At 72.9% G+C, this 18769-nt stretch carries 12 protein-coding genes; 4 read left to right on the top strand and 8 right to left on the bottom strand.

Going from position 1 to position 18769, the window contains the following annotated elements:
- Positions 1-40 precede the first annotated feature (40 nt).
- On the bottom strand, positions 41-1567 hold the full coding sequence (locus tag QC385_RS24130) for an acyl-CoA synthetase (protein WP_279543444.1): 1527 nt from the start codon (positions 1565-1567) through the stop codon (positions 41-43).
- Between the two features lie 155 nt (positions 1568-1722).
- On the opposite strand from QC385_RS24130, the gene QC385_RS24125 reads away from it, so the two are divergent.
- Positions 1723-4161, top strand: coding sequence for a penicillin acylase family protein (locus tag QC385_RS24125; protein WP_279543443.1), 2439 nt, complete (start codon positions 1723-1725; stop codon positions 4159-4161).
- Positions 4162-4209: 48 nt separating this feature from the next.
- Here the strand turns inward: QC385_RS24125 and QC385_RS24120 are convergent, their stop codons facing one another.
- The 3 genes from QC385_RS24120 to QC385_RS24110 form a co-directional block, all read right to left on the bottom strand.
- Positions 4210-5475 (bottom strand): DUF418 domain-containing protein, encoded by a 1266-nt coding sequence (locus QC385_RS24120; RefSeq protein WP_279543442.1) that lies wholly within the window; start codon positions 5473-5475, stop codon positions 4210-4212.
- Between the two features lie 112 nt (positions 5476-5587).
- Positions 5588-7141 (bottom strand): acyl-CoA synthetase, encoded by a 1554-nt coding sequence (locus tag QC385_RS24115; RefSeq protein WP_279543441.1) that lies wholly within the window; start codon positions 7139-7141, stop codon positions 5588-5590.
- Entirely contained in the window at positions 7138-8247 is a 1110-nt protein-coding gene (locus QC385_RS24110) for an NAD(P)H-dependent flavin oxidoreductase (RefSeq protein WP_279543440.1), read from the bottom strand. The genes QC385_RS24115 and QC385_RS24110 overlap by 4 nt, the downstream gene beginning before the upstream one ends.
- 62 nt (positions 8248-8309) lie before the next feature.
- Here QC385_RS24110 and QC385_RS24105 point away from each other — a divergent pair, with 62 nt between their 5' ends.
- Positions 8310-10142, top strand: a complete 1833-nt coding sequence (locus tag QC385_RS24105) for a serine hydrolase (RefSeq protein WP_443032977.1) — start codon at positions 8310-8312, stop codon at positions 10140-10142.
- A 13-nt stretch (positions 10143-10155) separates the two neighbouring features.
- Here QC385_RS24105 and QC385_RS24100 read toward each other — a convergent pair whose 3' ends face one another.
- The 4 genes from QC385_RS24100 to QC385_RS24085 all read right to left on the bottom strand — a co-directional run bounded on the left by QC385_RS24100 (position 10156) and on the right by QC385_RS24085 (position 15248).
- Positions 10156-10347 carry a DUF2795 domain-containing protein gene (locus QC385_RS24100; protein WP_279543438.1) on the bottom strand — a complete coding sequence of 64 codons (192 nt, stop codon included), beginning with the start codon at positions 10345-10347 and terminating at the stop codon, positions 10156-10158.
- 96 nt (positions 10348-10443) lie between these two features.
- A complete protein-coding gene (locus tag QC385_RS24095) occupies positions 10444-12021 on the bottom strand; it encodes a phytoene desaturase family protein (RefSeq protein ID WP_279543437.1) in 1578 nt (525 codons plus the stop codon).
- An 84-nt stretch (positions 12022-12105) separates the two neighbouring features.
- Positions 12106-14334, bottom strand: a complete 2229-nt coding sequence (locus QC385_RS24090; RefSeq protein WP_279543436.1) for a serine/threonine-protein kinase — start codon at positions 14332-14334, stop codon at positions 12106-12108.
- Between the two features lie 65 nt (positions 14335-14399).
- On the bottom strand, positions 14400-15248 hold the full coding sequence (locus QC385_RS24085; protein WP_279543435.1) for an oxygenase MpaB family protein: 849 nt from the start codon (positions 15246-15248) through the stop codon (positions 14400-14402).
- Between the two features lie 225 nt (positions 15249-15473).
- Here QC385_RS24085 and QC385_RS24080 point away from each other — a divergent pair, with 225 nt between their 5' ends.
- Together QC385_RS24080 and QC385_RS24075 are read left to right on the top strand one after the other, a co-directional pair.
- Positions 15474-16997, top strand: coding sequence for an ABC transporter substrate-binding protein (locus tag QC385_RS24080; protein ID WP_279543434.1), 1524 nt, complete (start codon positions 15474-15476; stop codon positions 16995-16997).
- A gap of 3 nt (positions 16998-17000) precedes the next feature.
- The gene (locus QC385_RS24075; protein ID WP_279543433.1) at positions 17001-18755 is read left to right on the top strand and encodes an ABC transporter permease subunit; all 1755 of its coding nucleotides are present in this window, start codon (positions 17001-17003) and stop codon (positions 18753-18755) included.
- Positions 18756-18769: the final 14 nt, after the last annotated feature.

Here is an 18769-nt window from a genome sequence, read left to right as displayed (position 1 = left end):
CTCAGTCCCGTGAGGTTGCTCATGGAGGGGCGGCGTGACGTCAGCCGTCCGAGGCCGCGAGTCCGGGCTCCCTTCCCAGGCTCTGCCTGAGCTCCCGCTTGAGGATCTTCCCGCTGGCGTTGCGCGGGAGTCCCTCCGCGAACACCACCCGTTTCGGTGCCTTGAAGGGGGCGAGCTTCTCGCGGGTGTGGGCGATGAGCTCCGCCTCGGTGACCTCGCCGCGTGGGACGACGACGGCCGTGACGGCCTCGATCCAGCGCTCGTCGGGCAGGCCCACGACCGCGGCCTCGGCGACCTGGGGATGGGTGTACAGGGCGTCCTCGACCTGGCGTGAAGCGACCAGTACGCCACCGGAGTTGATGACGTCCTTCACCCGGTCGACGATCGTGTAGTAGCCGTGCGCGTCCCGTACCGCGAGGTCGCCGGAGCGGAACCAGCCGTCGCGGAAGGCCTCGGCGGTCTCCTCGGGCTTGTCCCAGTAGCCCTCGCACAGTTGCGGGGAGCGGTAGACGATCTCGCCGGGGGTACCGTCCGGTACGTCCTTGCCGTCCTCGTCGACCACACGCGCGTCGACGAACAGCACCGGACGGCCGCAGGAGTCCATACGCCCCTTGTGTTCGTCGGGGGCCAGGACGGTGGCCAGGGGGCCGATCTCGCTCTGCCCGAAGCAGTTGTAGAACGCCAGGTCCGGCAGGCGTTCCTTCAGCCGCTCCAGGACGGGGACCGGCATGATCGACGCCCCGTAGTACGCCTTGCGCAGGCCGCTCAGGTCGCGGGTGGCGAAGTCGGGGCGGTTGGACAGGGCGATCCAGACGGTGGGCGGGGCGAACAGGCTGTCCACGCGGCCCGCTTCGGCCAGGTCGAAGAGCCGGTCGCCGTCGGGTGCGTCGAGGATGATGTTCGTCGCGCCGACCGCGAGGTAGGGCACCAGGAAGACGTGCATCTGCGCCGAGTGGTAGAGGGGCAGCGCGTGTACGGGCCGGTCGCCCGCGCTGAGGTTGAGGGCGGTGATCGCGCTCAGGTACTCGTGGACCAGGGCCCGGTGTGTCATCATCGCGCCCTTGGGCAGGGCCGTCGTCCCGGACGTGTACAGCAGTTGTACGAGGTCCTCGGTGCGCGGCTCGGGGCCGTCGTACGGCGTCGCCTCGGTGAGCCGTGCGAGGAGTGAGTCGTCGGCGTCGCGCAGGGGGAACGACCGTACGCCGTCGGGAAGTCGTCCGGCGAGGTCCGGATCGGCGAGGACCAGGGAGCTGCCGGACTGGCCGACGATGTAGGCGAGGTCGTCGCCGGTCAGGTTCTGGTTGACGGGTACGTGCACCAGGCCCGCGCGGGCGCAGGCCAGGAAGGCGATCAGGTAGGCGTCGGAGTTGTGGCCGTACGCGCCCACCCGGTCGCCCGGGGACAGCCCCTGGCCGAGCAGGAGGCTCGCCGCGCGGGAGACGGCCGTGTCCAGTTCGTCGTACGTCCAGGTGCGGTCGCCGTACTCCACCGCGACGCGTGCCGGGGTGCGCCGGGCGCTGCGTCGCAGGACTCCGTCGACCGTGCTGCCGTGTCCGGGCGTCGTCATGACACCTGATCCTCGGTTCACCGCCGGGTGAGGTCAAGGACCGACCGGCTCAACCCTGCCGCAGCCAGAGGCGTCCCGAGTGATGGTACTGACGTGCGCACGCAGCACATCCGTACGCTCAAGTCTCCTTTCCCTCAAAGATGTTGGAGGGCACGATGCGCAGCCGCCTGAGACGACTCGTTCTCGGGGCCACGGCCCTGTTCACGGCCGCGTCCGCGTTACCCGCGGCCGCCGCCTCCGGCCAGGGACGGGCGGAGCAGCACCCGTCCCGCGACGGCCTGTCCGCCGTCATCCGCTACACCGAGTACGGCATCCCGCACATCCTCGCGAAGGACTACGCCGGCCTGGGCTTCGGTACGGGCTGGGCGCAGGCGTCCGACGAGGTCTGCACGCTCGCCGACGGGTTCGTGACCCTGCGGGGCGAGCGCTCCCGGTACTTCGGCGCCGCCGCGGCCGCCGGCGGCGCCCTCTCCGGGGCCAGGACGAATCTCGCCAGTGACCTGTACTTCCGCGGCGTCCGTGAGACCCGCACGGTGGAGAAGCTGCTCGCCGGGCCCGCGCCCGTGGGCCCGAGCCGTGAGGTCCGGGACATGATGCGCGGCTGGGCGGCCGGTTACAACGCCTGGCTGAAGCAGAAGAAGATCACGGATCCCGCGTGCGCGGGCGCCTCCTGGGTCCGTCCGGTCACCGAACTGGACGTGGCGGCCCGTGGCCTCGCCATCGCCTCCATCTCCGGCGAGGGGCGCTTCGTGGACACGATCACGGCCGCGCAGCCACCGACCGGAGCCGGCACCGCCTCCGGCACCCCGTCCTCCCGGCCGGCCGCCCGCACGCCGGACGCGAAGTCCGTGGCGAAGGCGGCCGACGAGCTGTGGGGCGATCCCGGCATGGGCTCCAACGCGGTCGCCTTCCGCGGCGACACCACGGCGAACGGCAGCGGTCTGCTGCTGGGCAACCCGCACTACCCGTGGCAGGGCGGGCGCCGGTTCTGGCAGTCGCAGCAGACGATCCCCGGCGAGCTGAACGTCTCCGGCGGCTCTCTGCTCGGTACCCCGGCGATCTCCATCGGGTTCAACGCGCATGTGGCGTGGAGCCACACCGTCTCGACCGGCATTCCGGCCAACTTCCACCAGCTGACGCTGGATCCGGCCGATCCCACGACGTATCTCGTGGACGGCGAACCGGAGCGCATGAAGAAGCGGACGGTGACGGTCGCGGTGAAGGACGGCGCACCGGTGACCCGCACCCAGTGGTGGACCCGGTACGGCCCTGTCGTCACCTCCCTGAACTCCCAGGTCCCGCTGCCGTGGACGGGGACGACGGCCTACGCCCTGCACGACCCGAACGCCGCGAACCTCCGCTTCGCCGACACCTCGCTCGGCTTCAGCAAGGCGCGCAGCACGGACGACGTCCTCGGGTCCCTCGCCCGGCACCAGGGCATCCCCTGGGTGAACACGATCGCCGCCGACCGCGCGGGGCATTCCCTCTTCACCCAGTCCCAGGTACTTCCGCGCATCACCGACGAGTTGGCGCAGCGCTGCTCGACGGCGCTGGGCAGGACCACGTATCCGGCGTCCGGTATCGCGATCCTCGACGGCTCGCGCGGCGACTGCGCCCTGGGCAGCGATCCGGGCGCGGTGGCGCCGGGCATCTTCGGGCCGGCGCGGATGCCGACGCTCAAGGACGCGCCGTACGTGGAGAACTCCAACGGCACCGCGTGGATGACCAACGCCGACCGGCCGGTCACCGGATACGAGCGGGTCTTCGGCACGGTGGGGACGGAGCTCGGCCTGCGCACGCGCGGCGGGATCGAGGACGTGGCGGCGATGGCGGACCGGGGCCGCCTGACCGTACGCGACCTGCAACGGCAGCAGTTCGCCAACCGGGTGCCCGCGGGTGACCTCACCGCGGCGGACGTGGCACGGGCGTGCGCCGCGCTGCCCGGCGGCACGGCGACGGGCAGCGACGGCGAGGCGGTCGACGTCTCGGAGGCCTGCGGGGTGCTGACGGCGTGGGACCGCACCATGAACACGGGGAGCCGGGGCGCGCTGCTGTTCGACCGCTTCTGGCGGAAGCTGGAACAGACGGTGCCGGCGGCCGAGATGTGGAAGGTGCCGTTCTCGGCGGCGGACCCGGTGCGTACGCCGAACACGCTGAACACGGACGCGCCCGGCTTCGCGATCGCCCTCGCCGACGCGGTGGCGGAACTACGCGCGGTGGGTATCGCGCTCGACGCGCCGCTCGGCGCCCACCAGTTCGTCGTCCGCGGCGGTGAGCGCCTTCCGATGCCCGGCGGCTCGGGGCGGCTCGGCGTGTGGAACGTGCTCGAACCGCAGTGGAACGCGGCCCAGGGCGGTTACACGGAGGTGCCGTTCGGCAGCAGTCACCTCCAGGCGGTGGGCTGGGACAACAGCCGCTGCCCGGTGGCCCGCACCCTGCTGACGTACTCCCAGTCGTCGAACCCCGAGTCGCCGCACTACGCGGACCAGACCCGGCTGTTCTCCGATGAGAAGTGGGTGACGTCGCGCTTCTGCGAGAAGGACATCCTGTCCTCGCCGAAGCTGAAGGTCGTCCGGGTGCACGAGCGCCGCTGACCGTGGCCGAGGGGTGCCGCTCCCGGTGGGGCGGCACCCCTCGTCGCGTCACCCGCGCCCGGCTCGGGGCCCGTACATCAGCCGGCGCAGCACCGCTTCGGCGGGGCCCCGTCGGCCGGCCCGTTCCAGGACGTACGCCCCGGCCACGGTGGCCAGCCAGACGGCGAACGCGAAGAGCGCCATGGTCGTGCTGCCCAGGTGTGCGCCGAGGCCGAGTCCCCAGGCGGCCAGCACCGGGGCGAAGAGCAGCGAGTGGGCGAGGTAGCAGGACAGGGACCGCTTGCCGACGGAGGCCACCGCCGTCACCGCCGTCGTGCCGCGGCGGGGCCCGCGGGTGGTCCACCAGTGCGCGAAGAGGGCGACGGCCGCGACATAGCCGAGGCCCGCGGCGTTGCCGGTGATGTCGCGCAGAGCCGTGAGCGCCCCGGATTCGCTCTGCATGTCGTCCGGCACGTCCAGGACGCCGAGGTGGGCGAGGGCGGCGGGCAGCGCGCCGAGCCAGCCGGCCGCGATGCCGATGACCGCCGTCCGGCTCAGCAGCTTGCGGTGGCGGCCCGGTTCCTCCAGGATGCGGCGGCGTGCGGCCCAGAAGCCGAGCAGGAAGAGGATGTACCCGCCGCCGACGAGGGTCAGCGGGGCGGCGGCGAGGGTGACGAACAGGCCGGTCTCGAGCCGGGTGCCCGCCGCGGTGAGCCAGTTCTCCTCGTCCGACGCGTACGCCTTGAAGCCGGCCTCGGCGTCGGCATCGCCCAGCGTGCCCAGCTCGCCCTGGAGGAGGGCGGCGATGACGGGCCCGGCCGTGACGAGCGCCATCAGGGCGACTCCGATCCAGATCCACCAGGTCAGGGCTCGGTCGCCGCACCGCAGGAAGGCCAGGCCCAGGATGAGGCTCAGGACTCCGTAGAAGCCGAGGATGTCCCCGGCCATCAGCAGGGTGGCGTGGGCGAGACCGATGACGATCAGCCAGAGGCTGCGCCTGCGCAGGACTTTCGCGGCGTCGCGCCCGTCGGTGCCGGCGGCGGTCTGCCGGAGGTAGAGCTGCATCATGCCGTAGCCGAAGAGGAAGGCGAAGAGCGGGTAGATCCGCAGGTCGAGCACCATGATCATGGTGAACTGCACGGCGTGGTCCAGCCATGAGCCGTCCACGGGCTGCCATCCGGAGGGCCCGCGCCGGGCCGCCCACAGATGGAAGGCGGTGTTGGACAGCACGATGGCCAGCAGCATGATCCCGCGGGCGAGATCGGGGGCGAGTGCCCGTTCGCCCTGGCGTACGCCCCCACGCCGCAGCGTTCCCTCTTCGGTCGCGATCGTCATGGCCTCACGCTAGGAAGGCGGGGCCCGGCCGGACATCGGCCGGAGGGCGAGCGGGCGCCGACCAAAGGATGACGCCCGTGCCCGCCGGTGCGACCAAAGCCGCAGCGCCGCCTCACACCGGTCGGGTCCGGCCCTCCCAGTACGGCTCCCGCAGTCGCCGCTTGTACAGCTTGCCGTTGGGGTCGCGGGGCATCTCGGTGATGAAGTCGACGCTCCTGGGCCGTTTGTAGCCGGCGAGCCGGTGCGCGCAGTGGTCGAGGAGGTCGGCCGCGAGGGCGGGCCCGGGCCGGTGTCCGGGGGCGGGTTCGACGACGGCCTTGACCTCCTCGCCCCAGTCGTCGTGCGGGATGCCGAAGACGGCTGCGTCCGCGACGGCCGGGTGGGCGAGCAGGGCCGACTCGATCTCGGCCGGGTAGATGTTGACGCCGCCGGAGATGATCAGGTCGATCTTGCGGTCGCGCAGGAAGAGGTAGCCGTCCTCGTCGAGGTGGCCGAGGTCGCCGACGGTGAAGAAGTCGCCGATGCGGTTCTTGCGGGTTTTGGCCTCGTCCTTGTGGTACGAGAAGCCGCCGGTGTTCATCTTCATGTAGACGGTGCCGAGTTCGCCGGGCGGCAGCCGGTTGCCGTCGTCGTCGAAGATCGCGAGCTCGCTGATGGGCCAGGCCTTGCCGACGGTGCCGGGCTTCTTCAGCCAGTCCTCGGCGGTGGCGAAGGCCCCGCCGCCCTCGCTGGCCGCGTAGTACTCCTCCACGCAGGGGCCCCACCAGTCGAGCATGGCCCGTTTCACGTGGTCGGGGCAGGGGGCGGCGCCGTGGATGGCGTGCCGCATCGAGGAGACGTCGTAGCGGTCCTTCACCTCGTCGGGCAGGGCCAGCAGGCGGTGGAACTGGGTGGGGACCATATGGGTGTGGGTGCAGCGGTGGGCGTCGATGAGGCGGAGCATCTCCTCGGGCGTCCACTTGTCCATCAGGACCAGCCGGTGACCGATGTGCAGGGACGCGCCCGCGAACTGGAGGACGGCCGTGTGGTACAGCGGCGAGCACACCAGGTGGACGTTGTCGTCGAACGGCCGGATGCCGAAGATGCCGAGGAAGCCACCGAGGTAGGCCCCCTCCGGGGGCTTTCCGGGCAGCGGGCGGCGGATGCCGCGCGGGCGGCCGGTGGTGCCGGAGGTGTAGTTCATGACCCAGCCGAGCGTGCGGTCGGCGGGCGGCGACTCCGGCTGCCCGTCGAGGAGTTCGGCGTAGGCGCGGAAACCCTCGACCGGGCCGACGGCGTACCGGTGGGTGGCCGGGAGGCCGGCCTCGTCGGCGGCGTGGCGGGCCGCGTCGGCGAAGCGCTCGTGGGCGAGGAGGACCTTGGCGCCGGAGTCGGAGACGATCCAGGCGATCTCCGGTCCGACCAGGTGGTGGTTGACGGGGACGAGGTAGAACCCGGCCTGGCTGGCGGCGAGGTACGCGGTGAGGAACTCGACACCGTTGGGCAGGACGACCGCGAAGGTGTCGCCGCGTTCCAGCCCGGCCGCGCGCAGGCCGTGGACGAGCCGGTTGGCGGCGGCGTGCAGGCGGTCGGCGGTCCACTCCTCGCCGCCGGGGGCGACCAGGACCGCGCGGTCGGGGTCGGCGGTGGCCTGGGCCCAGAAGCCCGCGGGAACGCTGCTGCTCACTGGCCGCTCCTTCCGGCGATGCGGTTGACGCGGTCCACGGCCTGTTCGAAGCCGCGGGTGAGGTCGTCGAAGACGGCCTGGACACTGCGTTCGCTGTTCATCCGGCCGACGATCTGCCCGACCGGGGTGCCGAGCAGGGGGTCGACCTCGTACTTCTGGATGCGCGAGACGGCCTCGGCGACCAGCAGCCCCTGCAACGGCATGGGCAGCGTGCCAGGGCCGTCCGGGTCGTCCCAGGCGTCGGTCCACTCGGTGCGCAACTGGCGTGCCGGCTTGCCGGTCAGCGCGCGGGAGCGGACGGTGTCGCCGGAGCCGGCCGCGAGCAGCTTGCGGGTGAGGGCGGGCGAGTGGAGGTCCGCTTCCATGGTGGTCAGCCACAGGGAGCCCAGCCACACGCCTTGAGCGCCGAGAGCGAGTGCGGCAGCCACCTGCTGTCCGCTGCCGATGCCGCCGGCGGCCAGCACGGGCAGCGGGGCGACGGCCTCGACGACCTCGGGGGTGAGCACCATGGAGGCGATCTCGCCGGTGTGGCCACCGGCCTCGTAGCCCTGCGCCACGACGATGTCGATCCCGGCGTCCTTGTGCTTGCGGGCGTGCCGGGCGCTGCCCGCGAGAGCCGCGACGAGGACGTCCTGGTCATGGGCGCGGGCCACGACGTCGGCGGGCGGGGAACCGAGAGCGTTGGCGAGGAGGCGGATCGGGTAGTCGAAGGCGACGTCGAGCTGGCTGCGGGCGACCTGCTCCATCCAGCCGGTGATGCGCCAGCCGGACGCCTCGCCCTCGGCGAGCTCGGGCACGCCGTGTTTGGCGAGGGTGTCCCGGACGAACTGCCGGTGCCCCTCGGGGATCATCGCCTCGACCTCCGCCTCGGTGACGCCCTCGACCTTCTTCGCCGGCATCACGACGTCCAGGCCGTAGGGCCGGCCGTCGACGTGCGCCTCGATCCAGTCCAGGTCGCGTTTGAGTTCGTCGGGGGCGGTGTATCGGACCGCGCCGAGCACGCCGAAGCCGCCGGCCCGGCTGATGGCCGCGGCGACGGCGGGGAACGGCGTGAAGCCGAAGACGGCGTGCTCGACTCCCAGTTTCTGGCTCAGCTCCGTCTGCATGGGCGCAGGATGCCGGACTCCTCCGGAGGACGGAAGGGGTTTCCTGATACACCGTCAGATTTATGGGCGGTGCCCGGGGACATACTGTCCGGGACGTCCAGGGCGGTTCGGCGGGAGGATGCACGGTGAGCGAAGACGCAGCGGACAGAGCGACGACGAACGGCGGGCTGACGCGCAGGCGTGCCCTGGTCCTGGGTGGAGCCCTGGCCCTCGCCCCCTTACCCGCCGAGGCCGCCCCGGTCACGGCGCGTCCCACCCTGCGGCACGGCCCGGCCGCCCGCGCCGGGCTGCTCCCCTCCCATCTGCGCCAACTCATCGTCGATGCCGAGGCGTTCCTCGGCCCCTCCCCCGAGCACCCCTGGTACGCGGGCGCCGTCCTGCTCGCCGGACGGGGCGGCACCGTCGCCCTGCACCGGCCCATCGGCATGGCGGTGCGCTACCGGGCCTACGACGAGAAGACCGACACCGGCGTCGAGTTCCCGGCCGGTGAGCAGATCCCCATGGCCGAGGACACCGTCTTCGACCTGGCGTCGGTGTCGAAGCTGTTCACCTCGATCCTGGCCGTGCAGCACATGGAGCGGGGCGGACTGGAGCTGGAGGCGAAGGTCGCCTCGTACCTGCCGGACTTCGGCCGGGCGGGCAAGCAGGAGATCACGATACGTCAGCTGCTGACGCACACCTCGGGTTTCCGCGCCTGGATTCCGCTGTACAGCGCTCCAACGTACGAGGAGAAGCTCCAGCTCATCTGGAACGAGGCTCCGGTCAGCGCGCCGGGCACGACGTATCTGTACTCGGACCTGAACCTCATCTCGCTCCAGCTCGTGCTGGAACGGATCACGGGCCGCTCCCTGGACGTCCTCCTCCGCGACGAGATCACCGCGCCGCTCCGCCTGCGCCGCACCCGCTACAACCCGCCCGCCTCCTGGCGGCCGAAGATCGCGGCCACGGAGGACGCGCGCCCTCCGTGGTCCGGGCTGGACCGGGGCCTGGTGTGGGGCGAGGTGCACGACGAGAACGCCTTCAGCCTCGGCGGGGTCGCGGGCCACGCGGGCGTGTTCTCCGACGCGTGGGACCTCGCGGTCCTCGGCCGTACGCTGCTCAACGGCGGCGTGTACGGACGGGCGCGGATCCTGGAGCCGGAGTCGGTGGAGCTGATGTTCACCGACTTCAACACCGCGTTCCCCGGGGACGAGCACGGCCTCGGCTTCGAGCTCTACCAGCACTGGTACATGGGCGCGATGGCCACACCGCGCAGTGCCGGGCACACCGGCTTCACGGGCACCTCGCTGGTGCTCGACCCGACGACCGACTCCTTCCTCGTCGTCCTGGGCAACTCGGTTCATCCGGTGCGCAGTTGGCGGTCCGGGTCGGCTCCCCGGGTGGCCGCCGCGAACCACCTGGCGCGGGCCGTCCCGGTCCGGCCGGTGTCGGGACGCAGGGCATGGTTCTCCGGGATGGCGGTCCTGGCCACCGCGACGCTCACCCTCCCCGCGCTCGACACCTCGTCCGGCCGGGCGCGGCTGCGCTGCGCGCTGTGGTGGGACACCGAGCCCGCAGCCGACATGCTGGTCCTGGAGGCGACGGCCGACGGGGGCACGACCTGGCAGCCGGTTCCCTTCACGACGTCGCGCAAGGGCGAGGATCCCCGGCAGCACCCCTCGGGCTCGGTCACGGGCTGGTCCGGCCGTGTCTGGCACCGGCTCACCGCCGACCTCCCCGCCGCGCGCACGCTGGCCCTGCGGTGGCGGTACGCGACGGACCGGCGGTACGTCGGCCGTGGGGCCTATGTGGACGGGCTGCGCGTGGACGCGGCAGACGGCGCCCTCTTCGACGAGGCGCGTCCGGCGGACGCGGCGCGCGTCGAAGCGGTGGGGTGGACGCCGTCGGCCGACTGAGCCGCCGCTGCGGTCACTGGTTGAAGACGGCCTTCTGCACCTCGTTGGGGCCGTCGAAGCGGTCTTCCTTCAGTCCGTCGAGGGTGCTGACGACCTTCTCGTCCGCGTGATTGCTGCGGGCACGCTCCACCAGGTGCTGCTTGTCCGTCGGGTAGTCCATGCCCTTGAGGGCCTTCTGAAGGTCGGTCGGGCTGAGCTCGGCCATGAGAGCCTCCCGGGGGTGGTGCGACCGTCCGCGCGGGGCGGCCGGCTGGTACGGATACCTTCGTGCTGTCGGAGTGCCCCACAGGACGGCAGTGATTCAGTCGCTCCCGGTTTCCAGCACCGCCATGGCCGCGTTGTGCCCCGGCACCCCGCTGACCCCGCCCCCGCGTACCGCGCCGGCCCCGCACAGCAGCACGTTCGCGTGCCCGGTCTCCACGCCCCAGCGGCCGGTGCCGTCCTGGGCGTGGGGCCAGCTCAGCTCGCGGTGGAAGATGTTGCCGCCGGGCAGCCCGAGGTCCCGCTCCAGGTCGAGCGGGGTCCGGGCCTCGATGCAGGGCCGTCCGTCCGCGTCGGTGGCCAGACAGTCGGTGAGCGGTTCGGCCAGGTGGGCGTCGAGCTGGGCGAGCGTCGACTTCAGCAGTTCCTCGCGTACGGCGTCGTTGTCCCGCTCGAACAGGCGGGCCGGGGTGTGCAGGCCGAAGAGGGTGAGCGTCTGGTAGCCCTGGTCGGCCAGGTCCGGGCCGAGGATGCTCGGGTCGGTCAGCGAGTGGCAGTAGATCTCGGAGGGCGGCGCGGCCGGCAGGTCACCGGCGGCGGCCTGGGCGTGGGCGGTGGCCAGCTGCTCGTAGCCCTCCGAGATGTGGAAGGTGCCGGCGAACGCCTCGCGTGGGTCCACGGCGTTGTCACGCAGCCGAGGCAGCCGCGTGAGCAGCATGTTCACCTTGAGCTGGGCGCCCTCGGCGGGGGCCGGGGGTGTGTCGCCGGTCAGTTCGGCCAGGGCTTGCGGGGAGGCGTTGACCAGGACGTGGCGGGCGGCGACGGTGCCCTCGCCGTCGGCGGTGCGGTAGGTGACCTCGGCCTCCCGGCCGTCCGTGGCGATGCGCAGCGCCTCGTGGCCGGTGGCGAGGACGGCGCCCGCGGCGCGGGCGGCGTCGGCCAGTGCGTCGGTGAGGGCGCCCATACCGCCCACCGGCACGTCCCAGTCGCCGGTGCCGCCGCCGATCACGTGGTAGAGGAAGCAGCGGTTCTGCTTCAGCGACGGGTCGTGGGCGTCGGCGAAGGTGCCGATGAGCGCGTCGGTGAGGACCACGCCGCGCACCAGGTCGTCCGCGAAGTGCTCCTCGACGGCGCCCCCGAGCGGCTCCTCGAACAGCATGCGCCAGGCCTGCTCGTCGTCGAGGCGGCGGCGCAGTTCCTCGCGGGTGGGCAGCGGCTCGGTGAGGGTCGGGAAGACCCGCTGGGCGACGCGGCCGGTCATGCCATAGAACTCCTGCCAGGCCCGGTACTCGCGGTCGGAGCCGGTGAACCGGGCGAAGGCCTCCCTGGTCCGCCGTTCGCCGCCGCCGACGAGGAGACCGGTGGGACGGCCGTCGCGTTCGGCGGGAGTGTAGGAGGAGACGGTCCGGGTGCGCACCCGGAAGTCCAGGCCGAGGTCCCGCACGATCTTCTTCGGCAGCAGGCTGACCAGGTACGAGTAGCGTGACAGCCGGGCGTCGACCCCGGCGAACGGCCGGGTGGACACCGCCGCGCCGCCGGTGTGGTCCAGCCGCTCCAGCACCAGCACGGAGCGGCCGGCCCGGGCCAGGTAGGCGGCGGCGACCAGGCCGTTGTGGCCTCCGCCGACGATGACGGCGTCGTACGTCCGGTGTGCGCGGGGTCCCAGGGGTGCGGTCATGGTTCTTCGTAACACGGGGTGATCCAGGTCGGCCAGACGAACGGCGACAGGGTGCGCTCTGCTCCTCGCACGACGCCGCCCCCGTCACCCCCCGGCCGACGCCCGCTGCCCGCGCAGGGCCGCCACCCTCCGGTACAGCGCCACGGCCTCGTCGCTCCGGCCCAGCTGCTGGAGGCAGTGCGCTTCGTCGTTGCGGCTGGCGAGGGTGTCGGGGTGGTCCGGGCCGAGGACACGTTCGCGGGCGGCGGCCACCCGGCGGTACTCGGTGAGCGCCTCGGACCAGCGGCCCAGCCAGCCCAGGCCGACGGCGACCTCGCGGCGGCTGACCAGGGTGTCCGGGTGGTCGGGGCCGAGGACCCGCTCGCGGACGGCGCTCACCTCCCGGGACTCGGCGAGGGCCTCCTCCCAGCGGCCGAGCCGGCCGAGGTTGACGCACCGGCCGTGGCGGGCGCGCAGGGTCTCGGGGTGCGCGGGGCCCTGGGCCCGGGTGCGGTCCGAGGCCAGGGCGGTGTAGAGGTCCAGGGCGTCCGCGCTCTGGCCCAGGCGGCCCAGGCTGATGCCGATCTCGTGGCGGGCGGCGAGCGTGTCGGGGTGGTCGGGGCCGAGGGCACGGCCGCGGGCCTCGGCGACCTCTCGGTACGTCTCCAGGGCCTCGGGCCAGCGACCGAGCTGGCCGAGCGCGTAGGCGACCTCATAGCGGGTGACCAGGGTGTCGGGGTGGTCGGGGCCGAGCACCCGGACGCGGGCGGCGGCCACCTCGCGGGCCATGCGGTAGGAGTCCTCCAGGCGGCCCAGGCGGCTGAGGTTGAAGGCCAGGTTGTGCCGGCAGCGCAGGGTGTCCGGATGGTCGGGACCCATCATGCGCTCCCGGGCGGTGAGCACCGACGTGTACACCCGGTGGGCGTCGAAGGGGCGGCCGAGCTGGCCGAGCACGTAGGCCATCTCCTGGCGGGCCGCGAGCGTGTCGGGGTGGTCGGCACCGAGCGTGCGGATCCTGGCCTCGGTGACGTGCTTGTACTCGCGCAGCGCGTCCGGTGCGCGGCCGGTGCGGCTGAGGGTGAAGGCGACCTCGTAGCGGCTGGCGAGGGTGTCCGGGTGGTCGGGGCCGAGCAGGTGCTCGCGTTCGGCGGCGACCGCCCGGTGCACCTCCCCCGCCTCCGCCCAGCGGCCGAGCCGGCCGAGGCTCAGGCCCGCGTTGTGCCGGCCGGCCAGGGCGGTGAGGACCTCCGGGGACGGGGCGGGCCGCTGCTCGGGGGCGGGCTCCCCGACGGGGCCGGTGGCGGGCCGCGCGATCCACTCGCCGGACAGGCCGGACGCCGGGTCCGGCGGCGTGCTGCGCAGTCCGGTGCCCGCCGCCTTGTGGCCGGTGGTCATGCCGTGCGTCCAGGACGGCAGCCGGCCGGCGTGTGCCGGCGCGTCGGGAGCGGGCCGGGCCGCCACGACGGTCGGCACGTACGCGGGCGCGGCCCGGTGCGCGCTGATCCGGCGGGCCAGCTCGCGGGCGTCGCCGGGGCGTTCATCGGGTTCCTTGGCGAGCAGGTCCAGGATGATCCGCTCCAGGTACGCGGGCAGTTCGGGTCGGTGCTCGCGCGGCGGGCGGGGCGGCGTGTCGCGGTGGCCGACGAGGATCGCCCAGGCGTCGTCGAGGTCGAACGGCGGTACGCCGGTGGCGATCTCGTACAGCACGCAGCCGAACGAGTACAGGTCGCTGCGCTGGTCGACCTCGGTGCCGCCGATCTGTTCCGGGGACATGTAGTGCGGGGTGCCCATGGCGATACCGGTGCCGGTCAGCCGGGAGGTGAAGCCGATGTCGTGGCCGAGGCGGGCGATACCGAAGTCGCAGATCTTCACCGTGCCGTCGCCGATCCGCACGATGTTGGCGGGCTTCAGATCGCGGTGGACGATGCCCTGTTCGTGGCAGTAGGCGAGGGCGGCGGCGACCTGCTCGGCGATCTCCACGACGTCCGCGACCGGCAGCGGGTGCTGCTTGTTGTCCTCCAGGAGCTGGCTGAGGTTGCGGCCGTCCAGCAGTTCCATGACGAGGTAGAGGACGCCGTCGGACTCGCCGAAGTCGTGCACGACGGTGATGCCTCGGTGCTGGAGCGCGGCGGCCACCCGGGCCTCACGCCGGAACCGTTCCCGCAGCACGCGGGTGAACGCGTGGTCGTGGTTCGGGCCCAGCGGTTTGAGGCACTTCACGGCGACGTGCCGGCCCAGGGACTCGTCCCGTGCCCGCCACACCTCGCCCATGCCGCCGCGCCCGATCCGGTCGAGCAGCCGGTACCGGCCGTGGATGAGCCTGGTCTCCCCCATCTCGCGCGACGCTCCCCCCGGTAGCTGTTCGCCCGCCCCTCCCCTGGTGCACCCAGTATGGCGGGCTATCGTCCGAGTTTGTACGGTGCCGGACGCGCGTCCGCTCCGAGCCTCGCCATGGCGCGCAGGATGTGTTTGGGCGGGAGTTGCCACCTCACACGTGCGGGAACGCGGCGCAGCAGGAGGCCGGTGAGACGCAGTTGCCGGGTGACGGTGGCGGGTGCGGGGGCCGGTCTGCCGTACAACTCGTGGGCGTACGGAGGCAGGGAGGCGTACGCCAGTTGTGCCACGCGCCGCCACAGCACCTCGCGCAACGGTACGAGAACGGGATGCGTCGGCGGGCGGAGCAGGAAGTCGTCCACCTCGCGCGCCTCGGGCCCGGCGGCCAGTTCGGGGCGCACCTTCTCGAAGTACGCCGCCAGCCCGGCCCTGTCGGCGGGTACGGTGCCGGGGTCGAGGCCCACCAGGCGTGCGCTCTGCCGGTGTTCGGCGACGTAGCGGTCGGCCTCGGCGTCGGTGAGCCGGAACCCGGACCTGCGCAGGACGTCCAGATAGGAGTCGATCTCGGCGCAGTGCACCCAGAGAAGGAGACCGGGTTCGTCGACACCGTAGCGCTCGCCGGTGTCCGGGTCGGTCGCCGTCAGCATGCTGTGGATCTTGCGGACTCGGGCGCCCGCCCGCTCGGCGGCCTCGGTGGTGCCGTACGTCGTCGTCCCGACGAAGTTCGCGGTGCGCATCAGGCGTCCCCAGGCGTCGCGCCGGAAGTCGGAATTCTGCATGACGCCGCGTACCGCGCGGGGGTGCAGGGCCTGGAGGTAGAGCGCCCGGATGCCGGCGATCCACATCATGGGGTCGCCGTGCGTCTGCCAGGTCACCGAACCTGGTCCGAACAGCCCGGGGTCCGCGCCGGTCATGCGACTCACCTCCGCCCGGCGCCCACGATGACACAGTTCGAACAATCGGTCGATACCGCCGGGTTGGTCGTCTCACCCGGCCGTTCGCCCCGTTGCCGTCCGATTGTTGAGATTTAACCGACCCGGTTCAAGCTTTGGTAAGGCTCTCCTTATATGCTGACGCCGCCGATCAAGCTCCCCGCCGGGCCGCTGCGGCATGCCCCACTTCCGCACGACAGGACTGACATGCGCACCACCTCCCGCGGTCTCATAGCGGCGCTCGTTCTCCCCCCTCTGCTGGCCGGCTGCTTCGCGCCGAGCGACAGCGGCGACGGCACGGGGGCCGGAGCGGGATCGGGCGGGCGGCTGCGGATCGCGCTGGCCGTGCCCCCGGTGCAGGCGCTATCCCCGTACAGCAACGACGCCACCGTGCTGAGCAAGCTGTCCGTCGCCGAGGGTCTCACCGCCCTCGACCGGAACGGCACGGCCAAGCCCGGGCTGGCGAAGTCCTGGAAACAGGACGACGAGACCACCTGGACCTTCGAGCTGCGCAAGGCCGAGTTCCAGGACGGCACCGAGTTCACCGCCCAGTCCGTCGTCAACGCGCTCGACCACGCGAGCGCGGCCAAGCCCAAGCCCCGCGTGCTGAGCGACGTGGCCCTCACCGCCAAGGCCGAGGACGCCGACACCGTCACCCTCACCACCAAGTCGCCCGACCCCGTGCTGCCGCTGCGGCTGGCCAGTCCCGCGCTGGCGATCCTGTCGGCGAAGGCGTACGGCAAGGACGGTGCCGCCAGCCCGGTCGGCACCGGCACCGGCCCGTTCGAGATCACCCGGCTCAGCGGCAAGACCAAGGCGAAACTCGACCGCTTCGAGGGCTACTGGGGCGGCAAGGCGAAGGCGCCCGGCATCGACGTGAGCTGGATCGCGGACGGCACGGCACGCGCCAACGCGCTGCGCGGCGGCGAGGCCGACATCGCCGAGTGGATCCCCACCGCCCAGGCGAAGCTGCTCGACAAGGCCACGCGGCACGAGGTGCCCTCCGTGCGCACCGACAGCCTGATCCTCAACACCGGCAGCGGCCTGTTCACCGACGCCGGTCTGCGCGCCGCCGCCCGGGAGGCAGTCGACGGTTCCGCCCTGGTCGACTCCGTCTTCGGCGGGTACGCCGACCCCGCGCAGGGCCTGTTCGGGCCCGCCGTGCCGTGGGCCGCCGACAAGAGGGTGGACGTGACCGGCCGCGCCGGGGCCGACACGACCGCCCAGGTGAAGGCCGGGACCAAGGGCAAGACGCTGCGGCTGGCCACCTACACCAACCGGGCGGAGCTTCCCGAGGCCGCGACCGTGCTCCAGCAGCAACTGGAGAAGGCCGGGTTCACCGTGAAGCAGGACGTGCGCGAGTACACGCAGATGGAGGCCGACCTCCTCGCCGGGAAGTACGACGCCCTCGTCTTCTCCCGGGTCACGCTCCTCGACACCGGTGACGCGGTCGACTACCTCGCCAGCGACTTCACCAGCGAGGGCGTCTACAACATCCCCGGGCTGAAGGACGGCGCGGTGGACAAGGCCATCCGGGCCGCCGCCGCGGAGCGCGACACGCAGCGCCGCCAGGAGAAGATCATGCGGGCGGAGGCGGCGATCCTGCGCACCGACGCCGTCGTTCCGCTGGTCCACGAGCAGGCGGTGCAGGGCATCGCCACCGGTGTCGAGGGCGTGATCCTCGACCCGCGCGAGCGCTCTCTCGTCGATGTCGACACGCACGCCGGGTAACGCATGAGCGTCGCCCACGCCCCCGCCGCCCGTCTGTCCCTCTGGCCGGCGGCGGCCGGCCGTGTGCTCGCCGGAGCCGCGCTGCTCGGTGCGGTGGCCCTGCTGCCGTGGCTGACCGGCACGGACCCGGCCCGCACGGTGCTGCGGGCCCGCTCCGCCGACCAGAACCCGACAGCCGCGGAACTGGCCGCCGTACGTGAGCAGTTGGGTCTGGACGAGGGGCCGTTCGCGCATCTCGCGCACTGGCTGGGCGGCCTGCCGCGCGGGGACGCGGGCGTCTCGTGGGTCTCCGGCGAGCCGGTCATGCCGCAGGTGGGGACCGCCCTGTCGGTCTCGCTGACGCTGGTGCTGGGCGCGTTCGTGGTGACCGCCCTGGTCGCCGCGCTGGTGTGCGCCCGCACCGTGTTCCTCGGCTCCCGGCGACGGTTGCGGCAGGACCGGGCGGGCACGACGGCCGCCGTGCTGGCCGCCCTGCCGAAGTTCCTGCTCGCCTCGGTGCTGGCCACCGTGTGCGGCGTCTGGTGGGGGTGGTTCCCGTCCAGCGGGTGGGAGGGGCCGCAGTCGATGGTGCTGCCCTCGCTCGCCCTCGGCATCCCGTCGGGCGCGATGCTCGGCGGGCTGCTCGACCAGGCGCTGCCCGCCGCCTTCCACGAACCGTGGGCGCGCACGGCGTACGCCGTCGGGCTCCCGCCCGGCAACATCGCCCGCAACGCGCTGCGCCGCACCCTGCCCGGCATGCTGCCGCAGCTGCTGCCGACCGTCGTGGCCCTGGTCGGCGGTGCGGTCGCGGTGGAGAAGATCTTCAACATCCCCGGGCTCGGCCGGCTCGCCCTGGAGGCCGCCGTCGCGCAGGACCTCCCGGTGCTCCAGACCGCGACCCTGGCGCTGGTCCTGCTCGGCGTGAGCGCCGGCATCCTGATCCGGGCCCTGCGCCACGCGCTCCTCGGCCGCCCCCTGCGCGACGGCGCCCTGCCGACCCTGCACCGGCCCCCGCTCGTCCCGCCGCGTTCCCTGCGCTGGATCACCGCGGCGTGTTCGGTGGCCCTGATCGCCCTCGTCACGGCGGGCCTCCTCCGTGACCCCTTGCAGGTCGACACGGCGGCGCGGCTGGTGGCCCCGTCCCTCGAACACCCCTTGGGCACGGACGCGCTGGGGCGGGATCTGCTGGCCCGGCTGGGCCACGGGGCGCTGCGCACGGCCGGTGTCGCCCTCGCCGTGACGGTGGTCAGCGCGGTCACCGGTCTCCTGCTGGGCATGGCTCCGCGGGCGAGCGCCGGTCCGACGGAGGTCGTGTCGACCCTGCCCGCGGTCCTCTCCGGACTGCTGATCGCGGGCGTGACCGGGCCGTCGGTGTGGGGCGCGGCGATCGCGGTCTGTGTGGTCGGCTGGAGCCCGTACGCCGCCCAGACCGCCGCGCTGCTCGAACAGGAACGCGCGAGCGGTCACATCGCCGCGTCCGTCGCACTCGGCGCGGGACGGCCGCACCTGTTGCGCCGTCACCTGCTCCCCGCGGTGCTGCCGGCCCTGCTCCGCAACGCCCTGCTGCGACTGCCGACCGCCGTCCTGGTACTGGCCTCGCTCGGCTTCCTCGGCCTGGGCGAACAGCCGCCCACCCCCGAGTGGGGCCGGCTGCTGTCGGAGAACCAGCCGTACGCCGAACTCGCCCCCTGGACGGTGCTCGGCCCGGCCGCCGCGCTGGTCGTGCTCTCCGTGCTGGCGGTGACGGGCAGCGCGCTGGGACGCGAGAAGGGCGAGTAGCAGGCGCCCCGGCC

The organism is Streptomyces sp. DH10, assembly GCF_029813805.1.
GTDB classification, from domain to species: domain Bacteria; phylum Actinomycetota; class Actinomycetes; order Streptomycetales; family Streptomycetaceae; genus Streptomyces; species Streptomyces coeruleofuscus.
Note: the sequence above shows the minus strand (reverse complement) of the source record. Positions and strands in the feature narration are given on the sequence as shown.

Coding starts and splice junctions, on each gene's coding strand:
- QC385_RS24080 (WP_279543434.1), top strand. CDS start 15,474: ATGCGCACCACCTCCCGCGGTCTCATAGCGGCGCTCGTTCTCCCCCCT.
- QC385_RS24120 (WP_279543442.1), bottom strand. CDS start 5,475: ATGACGATCGCGACCGAAGAGGGAACGCTGCGGCGTGGGGGCGTACGC.
- QC385_RS24075 (WP_279543433.1), top strand. CDS start 17,001: ATGAGCGTCGCCCACGCCCCCGCCGCCCGTCTGTCCCTCTGGCCGGCG.
- QC385_RS24095 (WP_279543437.1), bottom strand. CDS start 12,021: ATGACCGCACCCCTGGGACCCCGCGCACACCGGACGTACGACGCCGTC.
- QC385_RS24100 (WP_279543438.1), bottom strand. CDS start 10,347: ATGGCCGAGCTCAGCCCGACCGACCTTCAGAAGGCCCTCAAGGGCATG.
- QC385_RS24085 (WP_279543435.1), bottom strand. CDS start 15,248: ATGACCGGCGCGGACCCCGGGCTGTTCGGACCAGGTTCGGTGACCTGG.
- QC385_RS24090 (WP_279543436.1), bottom strand. CDS start 14,334: ATGGGGGAGACCAGGCTCATCCACGGCCGGTACCGGCTGCTCGACCGG.
- QC385_RS24125 (WP_279543443.1), top strand. CDS start 1,723: ATGCGCAGCCGCCTGAGACGACTCGTTCTCGGGGCCACGGCCCTGTTC.
- QC385_RS24105 (WP_443032977.1), top strand. CDS start 8,310: ATGGGCGGTGCCCGGGGACATACTGTCCGGGACGTCCAGGGCGGTTCG.
- QC385_RS24130 (WP_279543444.1), bottom strand. CDS start 1,567: ATGACGACGCCCGGACACGGCAGCACGGTCGACGGAGTCCTGCGACGC.
- QC385_RS24110 (WP_279543440.1), bottom strand. CDS start 8,247: ATGCAGACGGAGCTGAGCCAGAAACTGGGAGTCGAGCACGCCGTCTTC.